At 61.3% G+C, this 15,386-nt stretch carries 25 protein-coding genes; 1 reads left to right on the forward strand and 24 read right to left on the reverse strand.

The window, feature by feature from the left end; all coding sequences use genetic code 11:
• Window positions 1–5: 5 nt before the first annotated feature.
• From map to rpsJ, 23 genes are all read right to left on the reverse strand, one after another.
• Entirely contained in the window at window positions 6–833 is an 828-nt protein-coding gene (map, locus tag ABV518_RS02405) for a type I methionyl aminopeptidase (RefSeq protein WP_367765225.1), read from the reverse strand.
• A 69-nt stretch (window positions 834–902) separates the two neighbouring features.
• Window positions 903–1,472 (reverse strand): adenylate kinase, encoded by a 570-nt coding sequence (locus ABV518_RS02410; RefSeq protein WP_207307663.1) that lies wholly within the window; start codon window positions 1,470–1,472, stop codon window positions 903–905.
• A gap of 5 nt (window positions 1,473–1,477) precedes the next feature.
• A complete protein-coding gene (gene secY, locus ABV518_RS02415) occupies window positions 1,478–2,788 on the reverse strand; it encodes a preprotein translocase subunit SecY (protein ID WP_131131306.1) in 1,311 nt (436 codons plus the stop codon).
• Between the two features lie 222 nt (window positions 2,789–3,010).
• Window positions 3,011–3,505 (reverse strand): 50S ribosomal protein L15, encoded by a 495-nt coding sequence (rplO, locus tag ABV518_RS02420; RefSeq protein WP_066436888.1) that lies wholly within the window; start codon window positions 3,503–3,505, stop codon window positions 3,011–3,013.
• Window positions 3,506–3,712 (reverse strand): 50S ribosomal protein L30, encoded by a 207-nt coding sequence (rpmD, locus tag ABV518_RS02425; RefSeq protein ID WP_131131305.1) that lies wholly within the window; start codon window positions 3,710–3,712, stop codon window positions 3,506–3,508. It abuts the gene before it with no gap.
• Window positions 3,713–3,715: 3 nt separating this feature from the next.
• Window positions 3,716–4,444 carry a 30S ribosomal protein S5 gene (gene rpsE, locus ABV518_RS02430; RefSeq protein WP_066293261.1) on the reverse strand — a complete coding sequence of 243 codons (729 nt, stop codon included), beginning with the start codon at window positions 4,442–4,444 and terminating at the stop codon, window positions 3,716–3,718.
• Complete coding sequence (gene rplR, locus ABV518_RS02435; RefSeq protein WP_079596676.1) at window positions 4,441–4,824, reverse strand: 50S ribosomal protein L18; 384 nt, start codon at window positions 4,822–4,824, stop codon at window positions 4,441–4,443. Before rplR ends, rpsE begins: the two co-directional genes overlap by 4 nt.
• Before the next feature lie 2 nt (window positions 4,825–4,826).
• Window positions 4,827–5,363: a 50S ribosomal protein L6 gene (gene rplF, locus ABV518_RS02440; protein WP_056344361.1), complete on the reverse strand. Its 537-nt coding sequence runs from the start codon at window positions 5,361–5,363 to the stop codon at window positions 4,827–4,829.
• An 18-nt stretch (window positions 5,364–5,381) separates the two neighbouring features.
• Window positions 5,382–5,780 carry a 30S ribosomal protein S8 gene (rpsH, locus tag ABV518_RS02445; RefSeq protein WP_018773673.1) on the reverse strand — a complete coding sequence of 133 codons (399 nt, stop codon included), beginning with the start codon at window positions 5,778–5,780 and terminating at the stop codon, window positions 5,382–5,384.
• A gap of 78 nt (window positions 5,781–5,858) precedes the next feature.
• Complete coding sequence (gene rplE, locus ABV518_RS02450; RefSeq protein ID WP_066293276.1) at window positions 5,859–6,440, reverse strand: 50S ribosomal protein L5; 582 nt, start codon at window positions 6,438–6,440, stop codon at window positions 5,859–5,861.
• The gene (rplX, locus tag ABV518_RS02455; RefSeq protein WP_131131304.1) at window positions 6,440–6,799 is read right to left on the reverse strand and encodes a 50S ribosomal protein L24; all 360 of its coding nucleotides are present in this window, start codon (window positions 6,797–6,799) and stop codon (window positions 6,440–6,442) included. Before rplX ends, rplE begins: the two co-directional genes overlap by 1 nt.
• Before the next feature lie 3 nt (window positions 6,800–6,802).
• Window positions 6,803–7,171: a 50S ribosomal protein L14 gene (gene rplN / locus ABV518_RS02460; RefSeq protein WP_024366126.1), complete on the reverse strand. Its 369-nt coding sequence runs from the start codon at window positions 7,169–7,171 to the stop codon at window positions 6,803–6,805.
• Window positions 7,172–8,006: 835 nt separating this feature from the next.
• Window positions 8,007–8,312 carry a 30S ribosomal protein S17 gene (gene rpsQ / locus ABV518_RS02465; protein WP_367765226.1) on the reverse strand — a complete coding sequence of 102 codons (306 nt, stop codon included), beginning with the start codon at window positions 8,310–8,312 and terminating at the stop codon, window positions 8,007–8,009.
• Window positions 8,309–8,638: a 50S ribosomal protein L29 gene (gene rpmC / locus ABV518_RS02470; RefSeq protein ID WP_367765227.1), complete on the reverse strand. Its 330-nt coding sequence runs from the start codon at window positions 8,636–8,638 to the stop codon at window positions 8,309–8,311. The genes rpsQ and rpmC overlap by 4 nt, the downstream gene beginning before the upstream one ends.
• 2 nt (window positions 8,639–8,640) lie before the next feature.
• On the reverse strand, window positions 8,641–9,057 hold the full coding sequence (rplP, locus tag ABV518_RS02475; protein ID WP_013601829.1) for a 50S ribosomal protein L16: 417 nt from the start codon (window positions 9,055–9,057) through the stop codon (window positions 8,641–8,643).
• Entirely contained in the window at window positions 9,058–9,891 is an 834-nt protein-coding gene (gene rpsC, locus ABV518_RS02480) for a 30S ribosomal protein S3 (RefSeq protein WP_131131302.1), read from the reverse strand.
• The gene (gene rplV, locus ABV518_RS02485) at window positions 9,892–10,257 is read right to left on the reverse strand and encodes a 50S ribosomal protein L22 (protein ID WP_003803798.1); all 366 of its coding nucleotides are present in this window, start codon (window positions 10,255–10,257) and stop codon (window positions 9,892–9,894) included.
• Between the two features lie 38 nt (window positions 10,258–10,295).
• A complete protein-coding gene (rpsS, locus tag ABV518_RS02490) occupies window positions 10,296–10,577 on the reverse strand; it encodes a 30S ribosomal protein S19 (protein WP_003803803.1) in 282 nt (93 codons plus the stop codon).
• 12 nt (window positions 10,578–10,589) lie between these two features.
• A complete protein-coding gene (gene rplB, locus ABV518_RS02495) occupies window positions 10,590–11,429 on the reverse strand; it encodes a 50S ribosomal protein L2 (RefSeq protein ID WP_131131301.1) in 840 nt (279 codons plus the stop codon).
• Window positions 11,430–11,458: 29 nt separating this feature from the next.
• Window positions 11,459–11,764 carry a 50S ribosomal protein L23 gene (gene rplW / locus ABV518_RS02500; protein WP_066293292.1) on the reverse strand — a complete coding sequence of 102 codons (306 nt, stop codon included), beginning with the start codon at window positions 11,762–11,764 and terminating at the stop codon, window positions 11,459–11,461.
• The gene (gene rplD / locus ABV518_RS02505) at window positions 11,761–12,381 is read right to left on the reverse strand and encodes a 50S ribosomal protein L4 (protein WP_131131300.1); all 621 of its coding nucleotides are present in this window, start codon (window positions 12,379–12,381) and stop codon (window positions 11,761–11,763) included. Before rplD ends, rplW begins: the two co-directional genes overlap by 4 nt.
• Window positions 12,382–12,385: 4 nt before the next feature.
• Window positions 12,386–13,036 carry a 50S ribosomal protein L3 gene (rplC, locus tag ABV518_RS02510; protein WP_056626643.1) on the reverse strand — a complete coding sequence of 217 codons (651 nt, stop codon included), beginning with the start codon at window positions 13,034–13,036 and terminating at the stop codon, window positions 12,386–12,388.
• A gap of 17 nt (window positions 13,037–13,053) precedes the next feature.
• On the reverse strand, window positions 13,054–13,362 hold the full coding sequence (gene rpsJ, locus ABV518_RS02515; RefSeq protein WP_003803825.1) for a 30S ribosomal protein S10: 309 nt from the start codon (window positions 13,360–13,362) through the stop codon (window positions 13,054–13,056).
• A 383-nt stretch (window positions 13,363–13,745) separates the two neighbouring features.
• Between rpsJ and ABV518_RS02520 the strand changes: the two genes are divergently transcribed.
• Window positions 13,746–15,182 (forward strand): GH1 family beta-glucosidase, encoded by a 1,437-nt coding sequence (locus ABV518_RS02520; protein WP_367765228.1) that lies wholly within the window; start codon window positions 13,746–13,748, stop codon window positions 15,180–15,182.
• Window positions 15,183–15,236: 54 nt separating this feature from the next.
• Here the strand turns inward: ABV518_RS02520 and ABV518_RS02525 are convergent, their stop codons facing one another.
• Complete coding sequence (locus ABV518_RS02525) at window positions 15,237–15,362, reverse strand: hypothetical protein (protein WP_269449497.1); 126 nt, start codon at window positions 15,360–15,362, stop codon at window positions 15,237–15,239.
• Window positions 15,363–15,386 lie beyond the last annotated feature (24 nt).

The raw sequence follows: 15,386 nt of genomic DNA on the forward strand, positions 1-15,386 counted from the left end.
GAAACCTACGGGATGGGGACGGGCACGACGCCGAGCGGCACCAGGTGCTCCGCGCCGCCGTCGGGAGCGGAAAGAACCCAGATCCCCTTCTCGTGGACGGCCACCGAGTGCTCCCACTGGCAGGAACGCTTGCCGTCAGTGGTCACCACGGTCCAGTCATCCTCCAGCACCGCCGTATCGATGCTGCCGCGGACCAGCATGGGTTCAATGGCAAGGCACAGGCCCGGCCGGATCTTCGGGCCGCGGTGGCTGGTGCGGTAATTCAGGACGTCGGGGGCCATGTGCATTTCCGAGCCAATCCCGTGGCCGACGTAGTCCTCCAGGATGCCGAGCGGTTTGCCGGGGACCGACGACACATAGTCATCGATGGCGGCGCCGATGTCTCCTACATGGCTGCCGGACGCCAGCGCGGCGATGCCACGCCACATGGCAGCCTGCGTGACGTCGGACAGGCGCTGGTCCTCGGGGTCTGCTTGCCCCACAATGACGGTGCGGGCGGAGTCGGAGTGCCAGCCGTCCACGATGGCTCCGCCGTCAATCGAGATGATGTCGCCGTCGTTGAGGACGCGGCTGCCGGGGATCCCGTGCACCACTTCCTCATTGACGGACGTGCAGATAGTGGCCGGGAAGCCGTGGTACCCGAAGAAGTTCGACTTGGCGCCGGCTTCGTTCAGGACTGCGGCGAAGACGTCGTCCAGGTGCTTGGTGGTCACCCCGGGCACTGCGGCGGCAACAGCCGCGTCCAGCGCACGGCTCAGGACCAGGCCCGCCTCGTGCATGGTGCGCATCTGGGCGTTGGTCTTGTATTCGATACGGGGCTGGCCGAAAGCCATGGTGGGTCCTTTCAATGGCTGAGGCCCCTCCCGGAATCCGGGAGGAGCCTCGAATAACTTTTGCCGGGATCAGGCGGCCTGGGCTGCCTTGATGGCCTGCATGACGCGGTCGGTGACCTCGTCGATGCCGCCGATGCCGTCAACCTGGGTCAGGATGCCGCGTTCGGCATACTTGGCCACAACGGCTTCGGTCTGCTCGTGGTACAGGTCCAGGCGGTGGCGGATGACGGCTTCGTTGTCGTCGCTCCGGCCCGTCTCCTTGGCCCGGCCGAGCAGCCGGTGCACGAGTTCCTCGTCGTCGGCCGTCAGCTGCAGTACGACGTCGAGCTTCTCTTCGCCCTTGGCGAGGATCTCGTCAAGGTAGTCCACCTGGGCGGTGGTGCGGGGGTAACCGTCCAGCAGGAAGCCGCTTTCGACGTCGGCCTCGCTGAGGCGGTCGCGCACCATCTTGTTGGTGACGCTGTCCGGAACGAAATCGCCGGCATCCATGTACTTCTTGGCCTCGACGCCCAGCGGCGTCTCACCCTTGACGTTGGCGCGGAAGATATCGCCGGTGGAGATCGCAACGACGCCGAGGCGTTCGGAGATCCGTTCCGCCTGCGTTCCCTTGCCCGAACCCGGAGGTCCAATAATTAGCATTCTCGTCATCGCAAAAGCCCTTCGTAGTGACGTTGTTGTAGCTGCGCGTCAATCTGCTTGACCGTTTCCAGACCCACACCCACCATGATCAGGATCGACGTGCCACCGAACGGGAAGTTCTGGTTCGCGTTGATCAGGACCAGGGCGACGAGCGGGATCAGTGCCACGAAGCCCAGGTAGAGGGCGCCCGGCAGGGTGATCCTGGAAAGGACGTACTGCAGGTAGTCCGCTGTCGGCTTGCCGGCCCGGATGCCGGGGATGAAGCCGCCGTACTTCTTCATGTTGTCGGAGACCTCTTCAGGGTTGAAGGTGATCGCGACGTAGAAATAGGTGAAAAAGACAATCATGGCGAAGTAGAGCGCCATGTAAATCGGGTGGTCACCCCGTGTGAGGTTGTTGTTGATCCACTCCACCCAGGGGGCCATCTGCTCGCCCGCCTTGGGCTGGTTGAACTGGGAGATCAGGCCCGGCAGGTACAGCATGGACGACGCGAAGATCACGGGGACCACGCCTGCCATGTTGACCTTGATCGGGATATACGTGCTGGTGCCGCCCACCGTGCGGCGTCCAATCATCCGCTTGGCATACTGCACCGGGACGCGGCGCTGGGACTGCTCCACGAAGACCACCAGGGCGACGGTCACCAGGCCGATGGCCAGGACCATAAAGAACGTGCCCGGACCCTGCGAGGTCCAGATGGCGCCCAGCGAGGTGGGGAAGCCTGCGGCGATCGAGGTGAAGATAAGCAGCGACATGCCGTTGCCTACACCCTTTTCGGTGACGAGCTCGCCCATCCACATGATCAGGCCGGTGCCGGCCGTCAGCGTGATAATGATCAGGATCGTGGTGATCACGCTGGCATCCGGGATGATGTCCAGCGCACAGCCCGGAAGGAGCTGGCCCGAACGCGCCAGCGACACCAGTGTCGTGGCGTTAAGCAGGCCCAGTGCGATGGTGAGGTACCGCGTGTACTGCGTCAGCTTGGACTGCCCGGAGGCGCCCTCTTCGTACAGCTGCTGGAACCTGGGAATGACCACCCGGAGCAGCTGCACGATGATGCTGGCGGTAATGTACGGCATGATGCCCAGCGCGAAGATGGACACCTGCAGCAATGCACCGCCGCTGAACAGGTTAACGAGCTGGTAGAGCCCGCCTGCGGTCTGACCGTTCTGCAAGCATTGCTGGACATTCTGGTAGTTCACACCAGGCGAGGGAATGAAGGCACCCAAGCGGAAGATGGTGATGATTCCCAGCGTGAACAACAACTTGCGTCGCAGATCAGGCGTGCGAAAGGCCCGGCCAAATGCGCTAAGCAAGCGTCCTCCTGTGTTGTAAATAAAGAGTGGTGTGGTGGGGGTCAATAAATCCCAACAACCGAGTCTAACGGGTGTATGCGCGATGCGAACAATCCGCAGGTGCGCGCATGCGCCGAGCGGACCGAAATGGTCGGCTGGCGGATGTGAAAAAACTCCCGGTCTGCGGAGCCGGGGGGGCTCTGCAGACCGGGAGTTCACAACGGGCGTTCGCCCACCGCCTCGTTAGAGTGCGGTGGTGCTTCCGCCTGCTGCAGCAATCTTTTCAGCGGCGCTGGCCGAGAATGCGTGGGCGGTGACGTCAACCTTGACGGTGATGTCGCCGGTGCCAAGCACCTTGACGGGCTGGTTCTTGCGAACGGCACCCTTTTCGACCAGGTTCTCTACGGTGACTGCGCCACCTTCCGGGAACAGCTCGTTGAGCTTGTCCAGGTTTACAACCTGGAACTCAACCCGGAACGGGTTCTTGAAGCCGCGCAGCTTCGGCAGGCGCATGTGCAGCGGCAGCTGGCCGCCGGCAAAGCCAGCCTTGATCTGGTAGCGGGCCTTCGTACCCTTGGTACCGCGACCAGCGGTCTTACCCTTGGAACCTTCACCACGACCAACGCGGGTCTTGGCGGTCTTGGCACCCGGGGCGGGACGCAGGTGGTGAACCTTCAGTGCGTTCTGCTTCTCAGCAGTGGCGCTCTGTGCCTTTTCGGCGGTTTTCTTCTCTGCCATTTACTTCGCCTCCTCTACCTTTACCAGGTGCGGAACCGTGTTGAGCATGCCAACGGTCACGGCGTCGGCGGTGCGGACAACGGTGTGTCCGATCCGCTTCAGGCCGAGGGACCGAAGGGTGTCGCGCTGGTTCTGCTTGCCGCCAATGACGGACTTGATCTGAGTGATCTCCAACTGGGCGTCGGAGGGAGTCAGGTTCTTAGCCATAACTTAGACACCCGCCTTCTGGTTCAGGAGAGCCTTCACCATTGCCGGCGGAGCAACCTCGTCGAGGGGCAGGCCACGGCGTGCTGCCACTGCTGCCGGCTCTTCGAGGCGCTTCAGGGCATCAACCGTCGCGTGAACGATGTTGATGGCGTTGGAGGAACCGAGCGACTTGGAGAGGATGTCGTGGATGCCCACGCACTCCAGTACTGCACGGACCGGACCACCGGCGATAACACCGGTACCGGCGGAAGCCGGACGCAGCATTACGACGCCGGCAGCAGCCTCACCCTGAACGCGGTGGGGAATGGTGTTGCCAATGCGGGGAACGCGGAAGAAGGACTTCTTGGCCTCTTCAACGCCCTTCGCGATTGCGGCAGGAACTTCCTTAGCCTTGCCGTAGCCAACGCCAACCATGCCGTTACCGTCACCAACGACGACCAGTGCGGTGAAGCTGAAGCGACGACCACCCTTGACGACCTTGGAAACGCGGTTGATGGTGACAACGCGCTCTACGAACTGGCTCTTCTCAGCTTCACGGCCGCCGTCGCGGCCGCCACGGCCACCACGGTCGCCGCGGCCCTGGCCACGGTCTCCACGCTCGCCACGACGAGCGCCACCACGGCGGTCGTCGGCAGCAGCGGGAGCAGTGGTCTCAGTGGCCGGAGCAGCTACGGCTTCAGTCGCCTTCTGATCTGCAGACACAGTGTCCTTTTCCTTGTTTGCTTCCGTCACAGTGACAGCCCACCTTCACGTGCGCCGTCAGCGACGGCGGCGATCCGGCCGTGGTACTTGTTACCACCGCGGTCGAAGACAACAGCTTCGATACCGGCAGCCTTCGCACGCTCGGCGACGAGCTCGCCAACGCGCTTGGCCTTGGCAGTCTTGTCACCGTCGAATGCACGAAGGTCGGCTTCCAGAGTGGACGCGCTCGCTACGGTCAGCCCCTTGGTGTCATCGACAACCTGGACGAATACGTGGCGTGCGGAACGGTTGACGACCAGACGAGGACGTACAGCCGTACCGGAGATGCGCTTGCGGATACGAAGCTGGCGGCGGCTGCGCGAAGCAGACTTGCTCTTGTTCGTACGCTTCTTGTTAATTGAGATGGCCATGGTTACTTACCAGCCTTTCCGACCTTGCGGCGGATGACTTCGCCGGCGTAACGGATGCCCTTGCCCTTATAGGGGTCCGGCTTCCGCAGCTTGCGAATGTTGGCAGCAACCTCGCCGACCTGCTGCTTGTTGATACCTGAAACAGAGAGCTTGGTCGGGGTCTCAACTGCAAAGGTGATGCCGTCCGGTGCGGTGACATTTACCGGGTGGCTGTAGCCGAGAGCGAACTCAAGGTCAGATCCCTTGGCCTGAACGCGGTAACCAGTACCAACGATTTCAAGCTTCTTCTCGTAGCCCTTGGTAACGCCCTCGATCATGTTGGAGATCAGGGTGCGTGTCAGGCCGTGGAGTGAACGGGAGGCGCGCTCGTCGTTCGGGCGGGCGACAGTCAGGGTCTCTGCTTCCAGGGAAACCTCGATCGGGCTGGCCACAGTGTGGTTCAGCTCGCCTTTGGCACCCTTGACGCTGACGACAGAGCCGTCAACCTTGACCTCAACGCCGGCAGGAACGGTGATGGGGAGACGTCCAATACGTGACATTATTCTCTTCCTTTCCCGTTACCAGACGTAAGCGAGGACTTCGCCGCCCACGCCCTTCTTGCCGGCCTGCTTGTCAGTCAAGAGGCCGGAAGAGGTGGACAGGATTGCGACACCCAGGCCACCGAGCACGTGCGGCAGGTTGGTGGACTTTGCGTAAACGCGCAGTCCCGGCTTGGAAATACGACGAACGCCAGCGATGGAACGCTCACGGTTCGGACCGAACTTGAGCTCGAGGGTCAGCTTCTTGCCAACCTCAGCGTCTTCTTCTTTCCAGGAGGCGATGTAACCTTCAGCCTTCAGGATGTCGGCAACGCGTGCCTTGAGCTTGCTGTACGGCATGGTCACGGAATCGTGGTATGCCGAGTTTGCATTGCGCAGACGCGTAAGCATGTCTGCGACAGGATCTGTCATTGTCATTTGGGCTCTTGCCCTTCCTCATAACGGTTTCCTCGCTGCTGCCAAAAGCCTCAGCGAAGGACCTGTTACGTAGTTAGATTAGTCTTCGGCCTTGAACGGGAAGCCAAGCGCCTTCAGCAGCGCGCGGCCTTCGTCATCGGTCTTGGCAGTGGTAACAACCGTGATGTCCATACCGCGAACGCGGTCGATGGAATCCTGGTCGATTTCGTGGAACATAACCTGCTCGGTCAGACCGAAGGTGTAGTTGCCGTTGCCATCGAACTGCTTGCCGCTGAGGCCGCGGAAGTCGCGGATACGGGGCAGAGCCAGCGTGACGAGGCGATCCAGGAATTCCCACATGCGGTCTCCACGCAGGGTAGCGTGCGCGCCGATGGGCATGCCTTCGCGCAGCTTGAACTGTGCGATCGACTTGCGGGCCTTGGTTACCTGCGGCTTCTGGCCGGTGATCAGGGTCAGATCGCGGACAGCGCCGTCGATCAGCTTGGAGTCCTTAGCGGCATCTCCAACACCCATGTTCACAACGACCTTCACCAGGCGGGGAACCTGGTTGACGTTCTCGTACTTGAATTCCTCAATGAGCGTGCTCTTGATGGAATCGGCGTACTTGGTCTTCAGACGAGGAACGATCTTCGTTGCCGGAGTCTCGAGAGTCTCAGTCATTAGATGTCCTTCCCGGAGCTCTTGGCCACGCGTACACGCACTTCGCGCTTCACGCCATTGCGCTCAACGGTCTCGGTGCGGAAACCTACGCGAGTGGGCTTCTTGGTGGACGGGTCAACCAGGGCCACGTTGGAGATGTGGATCGAAGCTTCTACGACCTCGATGCCACCGGTCTTGGTGCCGCGCTGCGACTGACCGACCTTGGTGTGCTTGGTTACGCGGTTAATACCTTCAACCAACACGCGGTTGGTCTCCGGGAATACGCGCAGAACCTTGCCCTGCTTGCCTTTGTCGCCGCCGCGCTCAGCCTTGGCGCCAGTGATGACCTGAACGAGGTCACCCTTTTTGATCTTAGCCATGGACTAGAGCACCTCCGGAGCCAGAGAAACGATCTTCATGAACTTCTTGTCACGGAGTTCACGACCAACCGGTCCGAAGATACGGGTACCGCGGGGGTCACCGTCAGCCTTCAGGATCACAGCTGCGTTCTCGTCAAACTTGATGTAGGAACCATCCGCACGGCGGCGTTCCTTCTTGGTACGGACGATGACTGCCTTGACAACATCGCCCTTCTTTACGTTGCCGCCCGGAATTGCGTCCTTGACGGTAGCGACGATGACGTCGCCAATGCCTGCGTAGCGACGGCCAGATCCACCGAGAACGCGAATGGTAAGGATTTCCTTAGCACCCGTGTTGTCGGCGACCTTGAGTCGCGACTCCTGCTGAATCACTATTTACTCCTTGCGTCGCGCTGGTTCTCAGACCGAAAATCTTCCTACGGAATGAGCCTTGCGGAACGGTTGATCGGGGTGTCTCTTGACCTGCCTGGATTTTGCCAGACCAGGCCTAAACGCCAGTGCCAAAAACATTTGCTTCCCAGGCGGATTGGACGCAGTCCAAGCGCAAGGGGGCACTATGCCGTGGCACGATTGTTTACGAGGTTTGATGACGGCGCACAAAAGGCGCCATACAAACTCAATATCCTAGCACAGACCGGGCCACTCCCCCATATCACAAGGCGACGGTCCCTGCCCACTCGCCAGCCAACGGACGACGGCGTCACACAGGGCAGCCTCTTGGCGCATCATCGGTGCCGCTCCCCCGCCAAACCGGCCCGCCGGCGTCGTACGTTCCGTAAAACCGTGCTCCCCGTGACCCTCTCTCACTTCCTGCAGGTTTCCAGGCGACCCTCTCTCACTCCCTGCAGGTTTCCAGGCGACCCTCTCTCACCGCCGGCTAGCGGACAAGGGGAAGTGAGAGACCGTTCATGATTTTCGTGCAGGAAGTGAGCGAGCGTTGGTGACTTTTCGAGCGCCCATGCCCACCGCAAAAAGCGCGGACATGGAAGAACGACTGCGTCACGCAGGGCATGCTTTCGGCGCACCATCGGAGCCGCTCCCCCGCCAAACCGGCCCACCGCCGTCGTACGTTCCGGAAAACCGTGCTCCCCGTGACGCCCAGCCCGCCACCACACGAGCGCACCGCGGCAATAAATGAGGAAACCCCCGCTCCCAAAGGGAACGGGGGTTTCCGGTACAGCTACTGTTGCCAGCGGTGCTGCAGGTGTTACTTGGCCTTCTCGAGGATCTCCACGAGCCGCCAGTTCTTCGTGGCGGACAGCGGGCGGGTCTCGGCGATGACAACGAGGTCGCCGATGCCGGCGCTGTTCTCTTCGTCGTGAGCCTTGACCTTGGAGGTACGGCGGATGACCTTGCCGTACAGGGCGTGCTTCACGCGGTCTTCAACCTGGACAACGATGGTCTTTTCCATCTTGTCCGAAACCACGTAGCCGCGACGCGTCTTGCGGTAACCGCGCACCTCAGCCGTAGCTGCCGTAGCAGTTTCCGTCACGTTCTCGTCCTTTTCACTCACTTGGCATCCTCCTCGGTCTCAACCGTTTCAGCCTTGTCGGCCTTCTTGGTCGTTGCCTTCTTGGACTTCTTTTCTTCCTTGGCTTCCACAACCGGTGCGGCAACCTCGGCACGAATGCCCAGCTCGCGTTCACGGAGAACGGTGTAGATGCGTGCGATGTCCTTCTTTACCGCGCGCAGACGACCGTGGTTCTCCAGCTGGCCGGTGGCTGACTGGAAACGCAGGTTGAACAGCTCTTCCTTAGCCTTGCGAAGTTCTTCAACGAGACGCTCGTTGTCGAAACCGTCCAGCTGTGCGGGAGCGAGTTCCTTGGATCCTACTGCCATTTCTATTCACCACCTTCGCGACGCAGAATGCGTGCCTTCAACGGGAGCTTGTGGATTGCAAGGCGCAGGGCCTCGCGTGCCACTGATTCTTCGACACCGGAGATCTCAAAGAGAACCCGGCCCGGCTTGACGTTGGCGACCCACCATTCCGGCGAACCCTTACCGGAACCCATGCGGGTTTCGGCAGGCTTCTTGGTCAGGGGACGGTCCGGGTAGATGTTGATCCAGACCTTACCGCCACGCTTGATGTGGCGGGTCATCGCGATACGTGCAGACTCGATCTGACGGTTGGTTACGTATGCCGGGCTCAGGGCCTGGATGCCGTACTCACCGAAGGAGACCTTGGTGCCGCCCGTAGCAGCGCCGGAACGACCCGGGTGGTGCTGCTTACGGTGCTTGACTCGACGTGGGATAAGCATTTAAGCCTGTCCTCCTTCTACTGCAGCAGGTGCAGCCTCAACTGCCGGAGCCTCTGCAGCGGGAGCTGCTTCGGCGGCCGGACGGTCGGTACGACGGCGGCGGTCACCACGGTCAGCACCGCCCGGGCGGCCCGGACGGTCGCTGGCGCCGCGGCCACGGGACGGAGCAGCAGCTGCCTGCTGAGCCAGTTCCTTGGCGGTGACGTCACCCTTGTAGATCCAGACCTTCACGCCGATACGGCCGAAGGTGGTCTTGGCCTCGTAGAAGCCGTAGTCGATGTTCGCGCGGAGGGTGTGCAGGGGCACACGGCCTTCGCGGTAGAACTCCGAGCGGGACATTTCAGCGCCACCCAGTCGACCCGAGCAGGCGATACGGATGCCCTTGGCACCTGCACGCTGCGCGGACTGCATGGCCTTCTTCATCGCACGGCGGAACGCCACGCGGGAAGTCAGCTGCTCAGCAACGCCCTGGGCAACAAGCTGTGCTTCCATCTCGGGGTTCTTGACCTCGAGGATGTTCAGCTGGACCTGCTTGCCGGTGAGCTTTTCGAGCTCGCCGCGGATGCGGTCTGCTTCAGCGCCGCGGCGGCCGATGACGATGCCCGGGCGTGCCGTGTGGATGTCCACGCGGACACGGTCACGGGTGCGCTCGATTTCGACCTTGGCGATACCGGCGCGCTCCATGCCAACAGACATGAGCTGGCGGATACGGATGTCTTCGCGAACGAAGTCCTTGTACCGCTGTCCGGCCTTGGTGCTGTCAGCGAACCAGTGCGATACGTGATCGGTGGTGATGCCGAGTCGGAACCCGTGCGGGTTTACTTTCTGTCCCACTTAGCGAGCCTCCTCTTTCTCCGGGGTAGCGACTACCACGGTGATGTGGCTGGTGCGCTTCTTGATCTGAAATGCACGACCCTGGGCACGCGGCTGGAACCGCTTCATGGTCGGGCCTTCATCAACAAACGCTTCGCTGATGATGAGGTCACCTTCGTCAAACGCCACGCCGTCGCGGTCCGCGAGGACCCGGGCGTTGGAGATTGCCGACTGAACTACCTTGAATACCGGCTCAGAAGCTGCCTGGGGGGCAAACTTCAGAATTGCCAGAGCCTCGTTCGCTTGCTTACCACGAACAAGGTTGACGACGCGCCGGGCCTTCATAGGCGTTACGCGGATGTGACGCGCAATTGCCTTGGCTTCCATTGCTTTCCTTCTCTCGTCTTTGACGTAAGTGCAGGCGCCTAGCGGCGCTTGCCCTTACGGTCGTCCTTGACATGGCCGCGGAATGTCCGCGTGGGAGCGAATTCGCCGAGCTTGTGCCCGACCATCGACTCGGTGACAAACACCGGAATGTGCTTGCGTCCGTCATGTACGGCGATCGTGTGCCCGAGCATGTCGGGGATGATCATCGAACGGCGGGACCAGGTCTTGATGACGTTCTTGGTGCCCTTTTCGTTTTCCCTGGCTACCTTCACAAAGAGGTGCTGGTCAACGAAAGGACCTTTTTTCAGGCTGCGTGGCATGTGTCCAGGCTCCTATCGCTTGTTCTTGCCAGTACGACGGCGACGAACAATAAGCTTGTCGCTCTCTTTGTTGGGGCGGCGGGTGCGGCCTTCACGCTTACCGTTCGGGTTGACGGGGTTACGTCCACCGGACGTCTTACCCTCACCACCACCGTGCGGGTGGTCAACCGGGTTCATGGCTACACCACGGACGGTCGGGCGGACGCCCTTCCAGCGCATGCGGCCAGCCTTACCCCAGTTGATGTTCGACTGCTCAGCGTTGCCGACCTCGCCGACCGTGGCGCGGCAGCGCACGTCAACGTTGCGGATTTCGCCGGAAGGCAGTCGCAGCTGGGCGAAGCGGCCTTCCTTTGCAACAAGCTGGATCGATGCGCCGGCGGAGCGGCCCATCTTGGCGCCGCCACCCGGACGCAGTTCAACTGCGTGGATTACGGTACCCACCGGGATGTTGAGCAGGGGCAGGTTGTTACCGGGCTTGATGTCAGCACCGGGACCTGCCTCAACTACGTCACCCTGGGAGAGCTTGTTCGGGGCGATGATGTAACGCTTGGTGCCATCAACGAAGTGCAGGAGGGCGATGCGAGCCGTGCGGTTCGGATCGTACTCGATTTCGGCAACGCGGGCGTTGACGCCGTCTTTGTCGTGACGACGGAAGTCGATCAGACGGTACTGGCGCTTGTGGCCACCACCCTTGTGACGGGTCGTGATCTTACCGGTGTTGTTACGGCCGCCCTTTTTGGGCAGCGGACGTACCAACGACTTTTCCGGCGTCGACCGCGTGATTTCGGTGAAGTCCGCTACGCTCGAGCCACGACGGCCCGGGGTAGTCGGCTTATATTTACGGATTCCCATAATTTATTTCCTCGTTAAAGTGGTCTCCGCTACGCGAGCGGACCGCCGAAGATGTCGATAGTGCCTTCTTTGAGGGTGACAATCGCACGCTTGGTGTTCTTGCGGGTACCCCATCCGAATTTGGTGCGCTTGCGCTTACCGGCACGGTTGATGGTGTTGATCGAGTCGACCTTGACGGAGAAGATTTTCTCCACGGCCAGCTTGATCTCGGTCTTGTTCGAGCGGGGGTCCACCAGGAAGGTGTACTTTCCCTCATCGATCAGGCCGTAGCTCTTTTCCGATACGACGGGTGCAAGCACGACGTCGCGCGGGTCCTTGATGGTGGCTGCACTCACTTGGCATCCTCCTCGTTCTTTGCAGCCTTGTCAGCAACGAATGCTTCGTAGGCAGCCTTGGTGAAGACTACGTCGTCAGAAACGAGAACGTCGTAGGTGTTCAGCTGGTCTGCGTACAGAACGTGAACAGCCTCGAGGTTGCGCACGGACAGTGCTGCAACATCGTTGGCGCGCTCAATGACAACGAGCAGGTTCTTGCGCTCGGAGACGCCGCGCAGCGTTGCCAGTGCTTCTTTGGAGGACGGCTTGGAGCCGGCAACCAGGTCAGCAACGACGTGGATGCGTCCGTTGCGGGCGCGGTCAGACAGTGCGCCGCGCAGTGCAGCAGCAATCATCTTCTTGGGGGTGCGCTGGCTGTAGTCACGCGGTGTGGGACCGTGGACAACGCCACCACCGGTCATGTGAGGAGCACGGATTGAACCCTGACGGGCGCGGCCGGTGCCCTTCTGCTTGAACGGCTTGCGGCCTGCACCGGAAACTTCGGCGCGGGTCTTGGTCTTGTGGGTACCCTGGCGAGCAGCAGCGAGCTGTGCAACGACGACCTGGTGCAGCAGCGGCACGTTGGTCTGAACGTCGAAGATCTCTGCAGGCAGGTCAACCTTGACAGTGTTAGCCATTGAACTAGGCTCCCTTCACGGCGGTGCGTACGAGTACGACCTGGCCGCGGGCGCCGGGGACGGCACCCTTGATCAGGAGCAGCGACTTCTCGACGTCAACAGCGTGAACGGTGAGGTTCAGCGTGGTGTGACGAACGGCGCCCATGCGGCCGGCCATTTTCATGCCCTTGAAGACGCGGCTCGGGGTGGATGCGCCACCGATTGAACCGGGCTTACGGTGGTTCTTGTGGGCACCGTGGGAAGCTCCAACGCCGTGGAAGCCGTGACGCTTCATAACACCGGCGAAGCCCTTACCCTTGGTGGTGCCAATGACGTCGATCTTCTGGCCGGCTTCGAAGAGCTCAACAGAAAGCTCCTGGCCCAGCTCGTAAGAGTCAGCATCTGCAGTGCGCAGTTCGACGACGTGGCGGCGAGGCGTGACGCCTGCCTTTTCAAAGTGACCAGCCAGCGGCTTGGTGACCTTGCGGGGATCGATCTGGCCATAGCCGATCTGAACGGCGACGTAGCCATCGGTCTCTGCGTTGCGCAGCTGCGTGATGACGTTCGAATCTGCCTGGACCACAGTGACGGGGATGAGCTTGTTGTTCTCGTCCCAGACCTGGGTCATGCCGAGCTTCGTGCCCAGCAGGCCCTTTACGTTACGGGTTGCGGTCATAGTCTCTCAGCACCTCCCTACAGCTTGATTTCGATGTTCACGTCGGCCGGCAGGTCGAGACGCATAAGCGAGTCAACAGCCTTCGGCGTGGGATCGATGATGTCGATAAGACGCTTGTGCGTGCGCATTTCAAAGTGCTCGCGGCTGTCCTTGTACTTGTGGGGAGAGCGGATTACGCAGTAAACGTTCTTCTCCGTCGGCAGCGGCACGGGGCCCACTACCGTTGCGCCTGCGCGCGTGACCGTCTCAACGATCTTCCGTGCTGAAACGTCAATGACCTCGTGGTCATATGACTTCAGCCGGATGCGGATTTTTTGTCCCGCCATGTCGCCTGACTCTCTTTCAGTAAATGCTGCTCTGTTTACTTACCTGTTGTATGTGGCTGCCGAAGCATTTGAAGTCTTAACTACCACCCGCCGCACAAACTGAATCCGGATGAATCCGGGTTCCTCACCTTGCCGGCGTAACCGACCCCCGCGGTCGGGCGTGTCGCGATTTTCACGCATACAAGTCCGCAGTTCCATGGGGAGTGGGTTATGTTTGGTCTTCAACTTGGACCCTGACACCCGGCATTATCCGGATCGGGACACGAAGAAGCGCTTGAACAACTCATCTAGTATGCCGGATATTATCGGCAGAAGCGAATCTGCTTTACCTTTGCCCCTCCCGGATCATTGCCTTCGGCAACGTGCGAATGGATGATGGGGGCATGACGGTCGAAAATGCTGCTTCCGTACGCGATCTCGCCGGCCGGCTGCCGCCGTCCTTTACGTTGGGCGTTGCCGCAGCCGCGTTCCAGATTGAGGGGGCCCTGGCCGAGGACGGGCGTGGACCTTCCGGCTGGGATGCCTTTGTGCAGAAGCCCGGTAGCATCATGGACGGCCACTCCCCCGCGGTGGCCTGCGACCACTACAACCGGTTCCCCGAAGACATCGCGCTCATGCGTGAGCTGGGCATCGATTCCTACCGGTTCTCCCTTTCCTGGCCACGGATCCAGCCGGACGGCAGTGGCGCCATCAACAGCCAGGGCCTGGACTTTTACGACCGGCTGATCGACCAGCTCCTCGAAGCGGGCATCTCGCCCATGGCCACCCTGTACCACTGGGACACCCCGCTGCCCCTGGAGCACGCCGGCGGCTGGATGAACCGTGCCACTGCCGAACGGTTTGCCGAGTACTGCGCGGTGGCCGGGAAGCACTTCGGCGACCGCGTCGCCCAGTGGGTAACCCTGAACGAGCCCGTTTCAGTAACACTGAACGGCTATGCCCTGGGCGTCCATGCGCCAGGCAGGGCCCTCATGTTCGACGCCCTGCCGTCGATCCATCACCAACTGCTGGCCCACGGCCTGGGCGTGCAGGCCCTCCGTGCCGCAGGCGTGACGGGCGGTGTGGGAGTGACCAACCTGCACTCACCGGTGCGCCCCGCCAGCAGGAAGTTCGGCGACAGGCATGTCGCGAAGCTGTACGACCTGCTGATGAACCGGATCTACGCCGACCCCGTCCTGCTGGGACGGTACCCCAAGCTCCCGCTGGTGGCCCGGCCCTGGCTTCGGTCCATCGGGAAACTTTCAGATGCTGACCTCAAGACCATTCACCAGCCCCTGGACTTCTACGGCCTCAACTATTACTTCCCTGTGAAGGTGGCCATGAGCCGCGGCATCACCCCCATTCCCGCCGACACCCACAAGGCCGTGGCGCGGCTGCCGTTCCACGAAGTGGGATACCCGGAATATGGGACCACCGGGTTCGGGTGGCCCGTCGCCCCTGCCCATCTGGGCGTCCTGCTCGCCGAACTCCGCGACCGCTATGGGGATGCGCTGCCGCCCGTCTACATCACGGAAAGCGGGGCCAGTTTCCCGGAGCCGGACCGGGTCAGCGGCCGCCTCCAGGATGGGCGCCGGGTGAAATACATCGCTGACCACTTGCGGCAAGCACTGGACGCCACAGCCCCCGGCGGAATTGCCGAAGGGGTTGACCTCCGTGGGTACTACGTCTGGACACTGATGGACAACTTTGAATGGGCGGCGGGTTACTCGCAGCGCTTCGGGCTGATCCATGTCGATTTCGAGACGCAGGAGCGGACCCCCAAAGAGTCCTTCTACTGGTACCAGGCCCTCAGCAGGGAACGGAAAAGGCCGCCCGGCTGAGCGCCGGGCAACCTTTGCACCAAGGCTGGTAAGGGCCCTGTTTTTGCCGCTGCCTTACTGGTTCTTTTTCGCCCGGTTGATGCGTTTGGCGCGGTCGATTTCATTCCGGAAATACTTCTTCGCCCAAAAAACTCCGGCAACAATGGCAACCACCACAGCCAGGAAAATTAGCCATTCCATGATGCGCTCCTCTCGATGCAAGCA

The organism is Arthrobacter sp. HS15c (genome assembly GCF_040812005.1).
Taxonomy (GTDB): domain Bacteria; phylum Actinomycetota; class Actinomycetes; order Actinomycetales; family Micrococcaceae; genus Arthrobacter.

Excerpts from the sequence above, each read along its gene's own strand:
- map (WP_367765225.1), bottom strand. The coding sequence starts at position 833 with ATGGCTTTCGGCCAGCCCCGTATCGAATACAAGACCAACGCCCAGATG.
- ABV518_RS02410 (WP_207307663.1), bottom strand. The coding sequence starts at position 1,472 with ATGCTAATTATTGGACCTCCGGGTTCGGGCAAGGGAACGCAGGCGGAA.
- rplO (WP_066436888.1), bottom strand. The coding sequence starts at position 3,505 with ATGGCAGAGAAGAAAACCGCCGAAAAGGCACAGAGCGCCACTGCTGAG.
- rpmD (WP_131131305.1), bottom strand. The coding sequence starts at position 3,712 with ATGGCTAAGAACCTGACTCCCTCCGACGCCCAGTTGGAGATCACTCAG.
- rplR (WP_079596676.1), bottom strand. The coding sequence starts at position 4,824 with ATGGCCATCTCAATTAACAAGAAGCGTACGAACAAGAGCAAGTCTGCT.
- rplF (WP_056344361.1), bottom strand. The coding sequence starts at position 5,363 with ATGTCACGTATTGGACGTCTCCCCATCACCGTTCCTGCCGGCGTTGAG.
- rpsH (WP_018773673.1), bottom strand. The coding sequence starts at position 5,780 with ATGACAATGACAGATCCTGTCGCAGACATGCTTACGCGTCTGCGCAAT.
- rplE (WP_066293276.1), bottom strand. The coding sequence starts at position 6,440 with ATGACTGAGACTCTCGAGACTCCGGCAACGAAGATCGTTCCTCGTCTG.
- rplX (WP_131131304.1), bottom strand. The coding sequence starts at position 6,799 with ATGGCTAAGATCAAAAAGGGTGACCTCGTTCAGGTCATCACTGGCGCC.
- rpmC (WP_367765227.1), bottom strand. The coding sequence starts at position 8,638 with ATGGCAGTAGGATCCAAGGAACTCGCTCCCGCACAGCTGGACGGTTTC.
- rplP (WP_013601829.1), bottom strand. The coding sequence starts at position 9,057 with ATGCTTATCCCACGTCGAGTCAAGCACCGTAAGCAGCACCACCCGGGT.
- rplV (WP_003803798.1), bottom strand. The coding sequence starts at position 10,257 with ATGGAAGCCAAGGCAATTGCGCGTCACATCCGCGTAACGCCTATGAAG.
- rpsS (WP_003803803.1), bottom strand. The coding sequence starts at position 10,577 with ATGCCACGCAGCCTGAAAAAAGGTCCTTTCGTTGACCAGCACCTCTTT.
- rplB (WP_131131301.1), bottom strand. The coding sequence starts at position 11,429 with ATGGGAATCCGTAAATATAAGCCGACTACCCCGGGCCGTCGTGGCTCG.
- rplD (WP_131131300.1), bottom strand. The coding sequence starts at position 12,381 with ATGGCTAACACTGTCAAGGTTGACCTGCCTGCAGAGATCTTCGACGTT.
- rplC (WP_056626643.1), bottom strand. The coding sequence starts at position 13,036 with ATGACCGCAACCCGTAACGTAAAGGGCCTGCTGGGCACGAAGCTCGGC.
- rpsJ (WP_003803825.1), bottom strand. The coding sequence starts at position 13,362 with ATGGCGGGACAAAAAATCCGCATCCGGCTGAAGTCATATGACCACGAG.
- ABV518_RS02520 (WP_367765228.1), top strand. The coding sequence starts at position 13,746 with ATGACGGTCGAAAATGCTGCTTCCGTACGCGATCTCGCCGGCCGGCTG.
- ABV518_RS02525 (WP_269449497.1), bottom strand. The coding sequence starts at position 15,362 with ATGGAATGGCTAATTTTCCTGGCTGTGGTGGTTGCCATTGTTGCCGGA.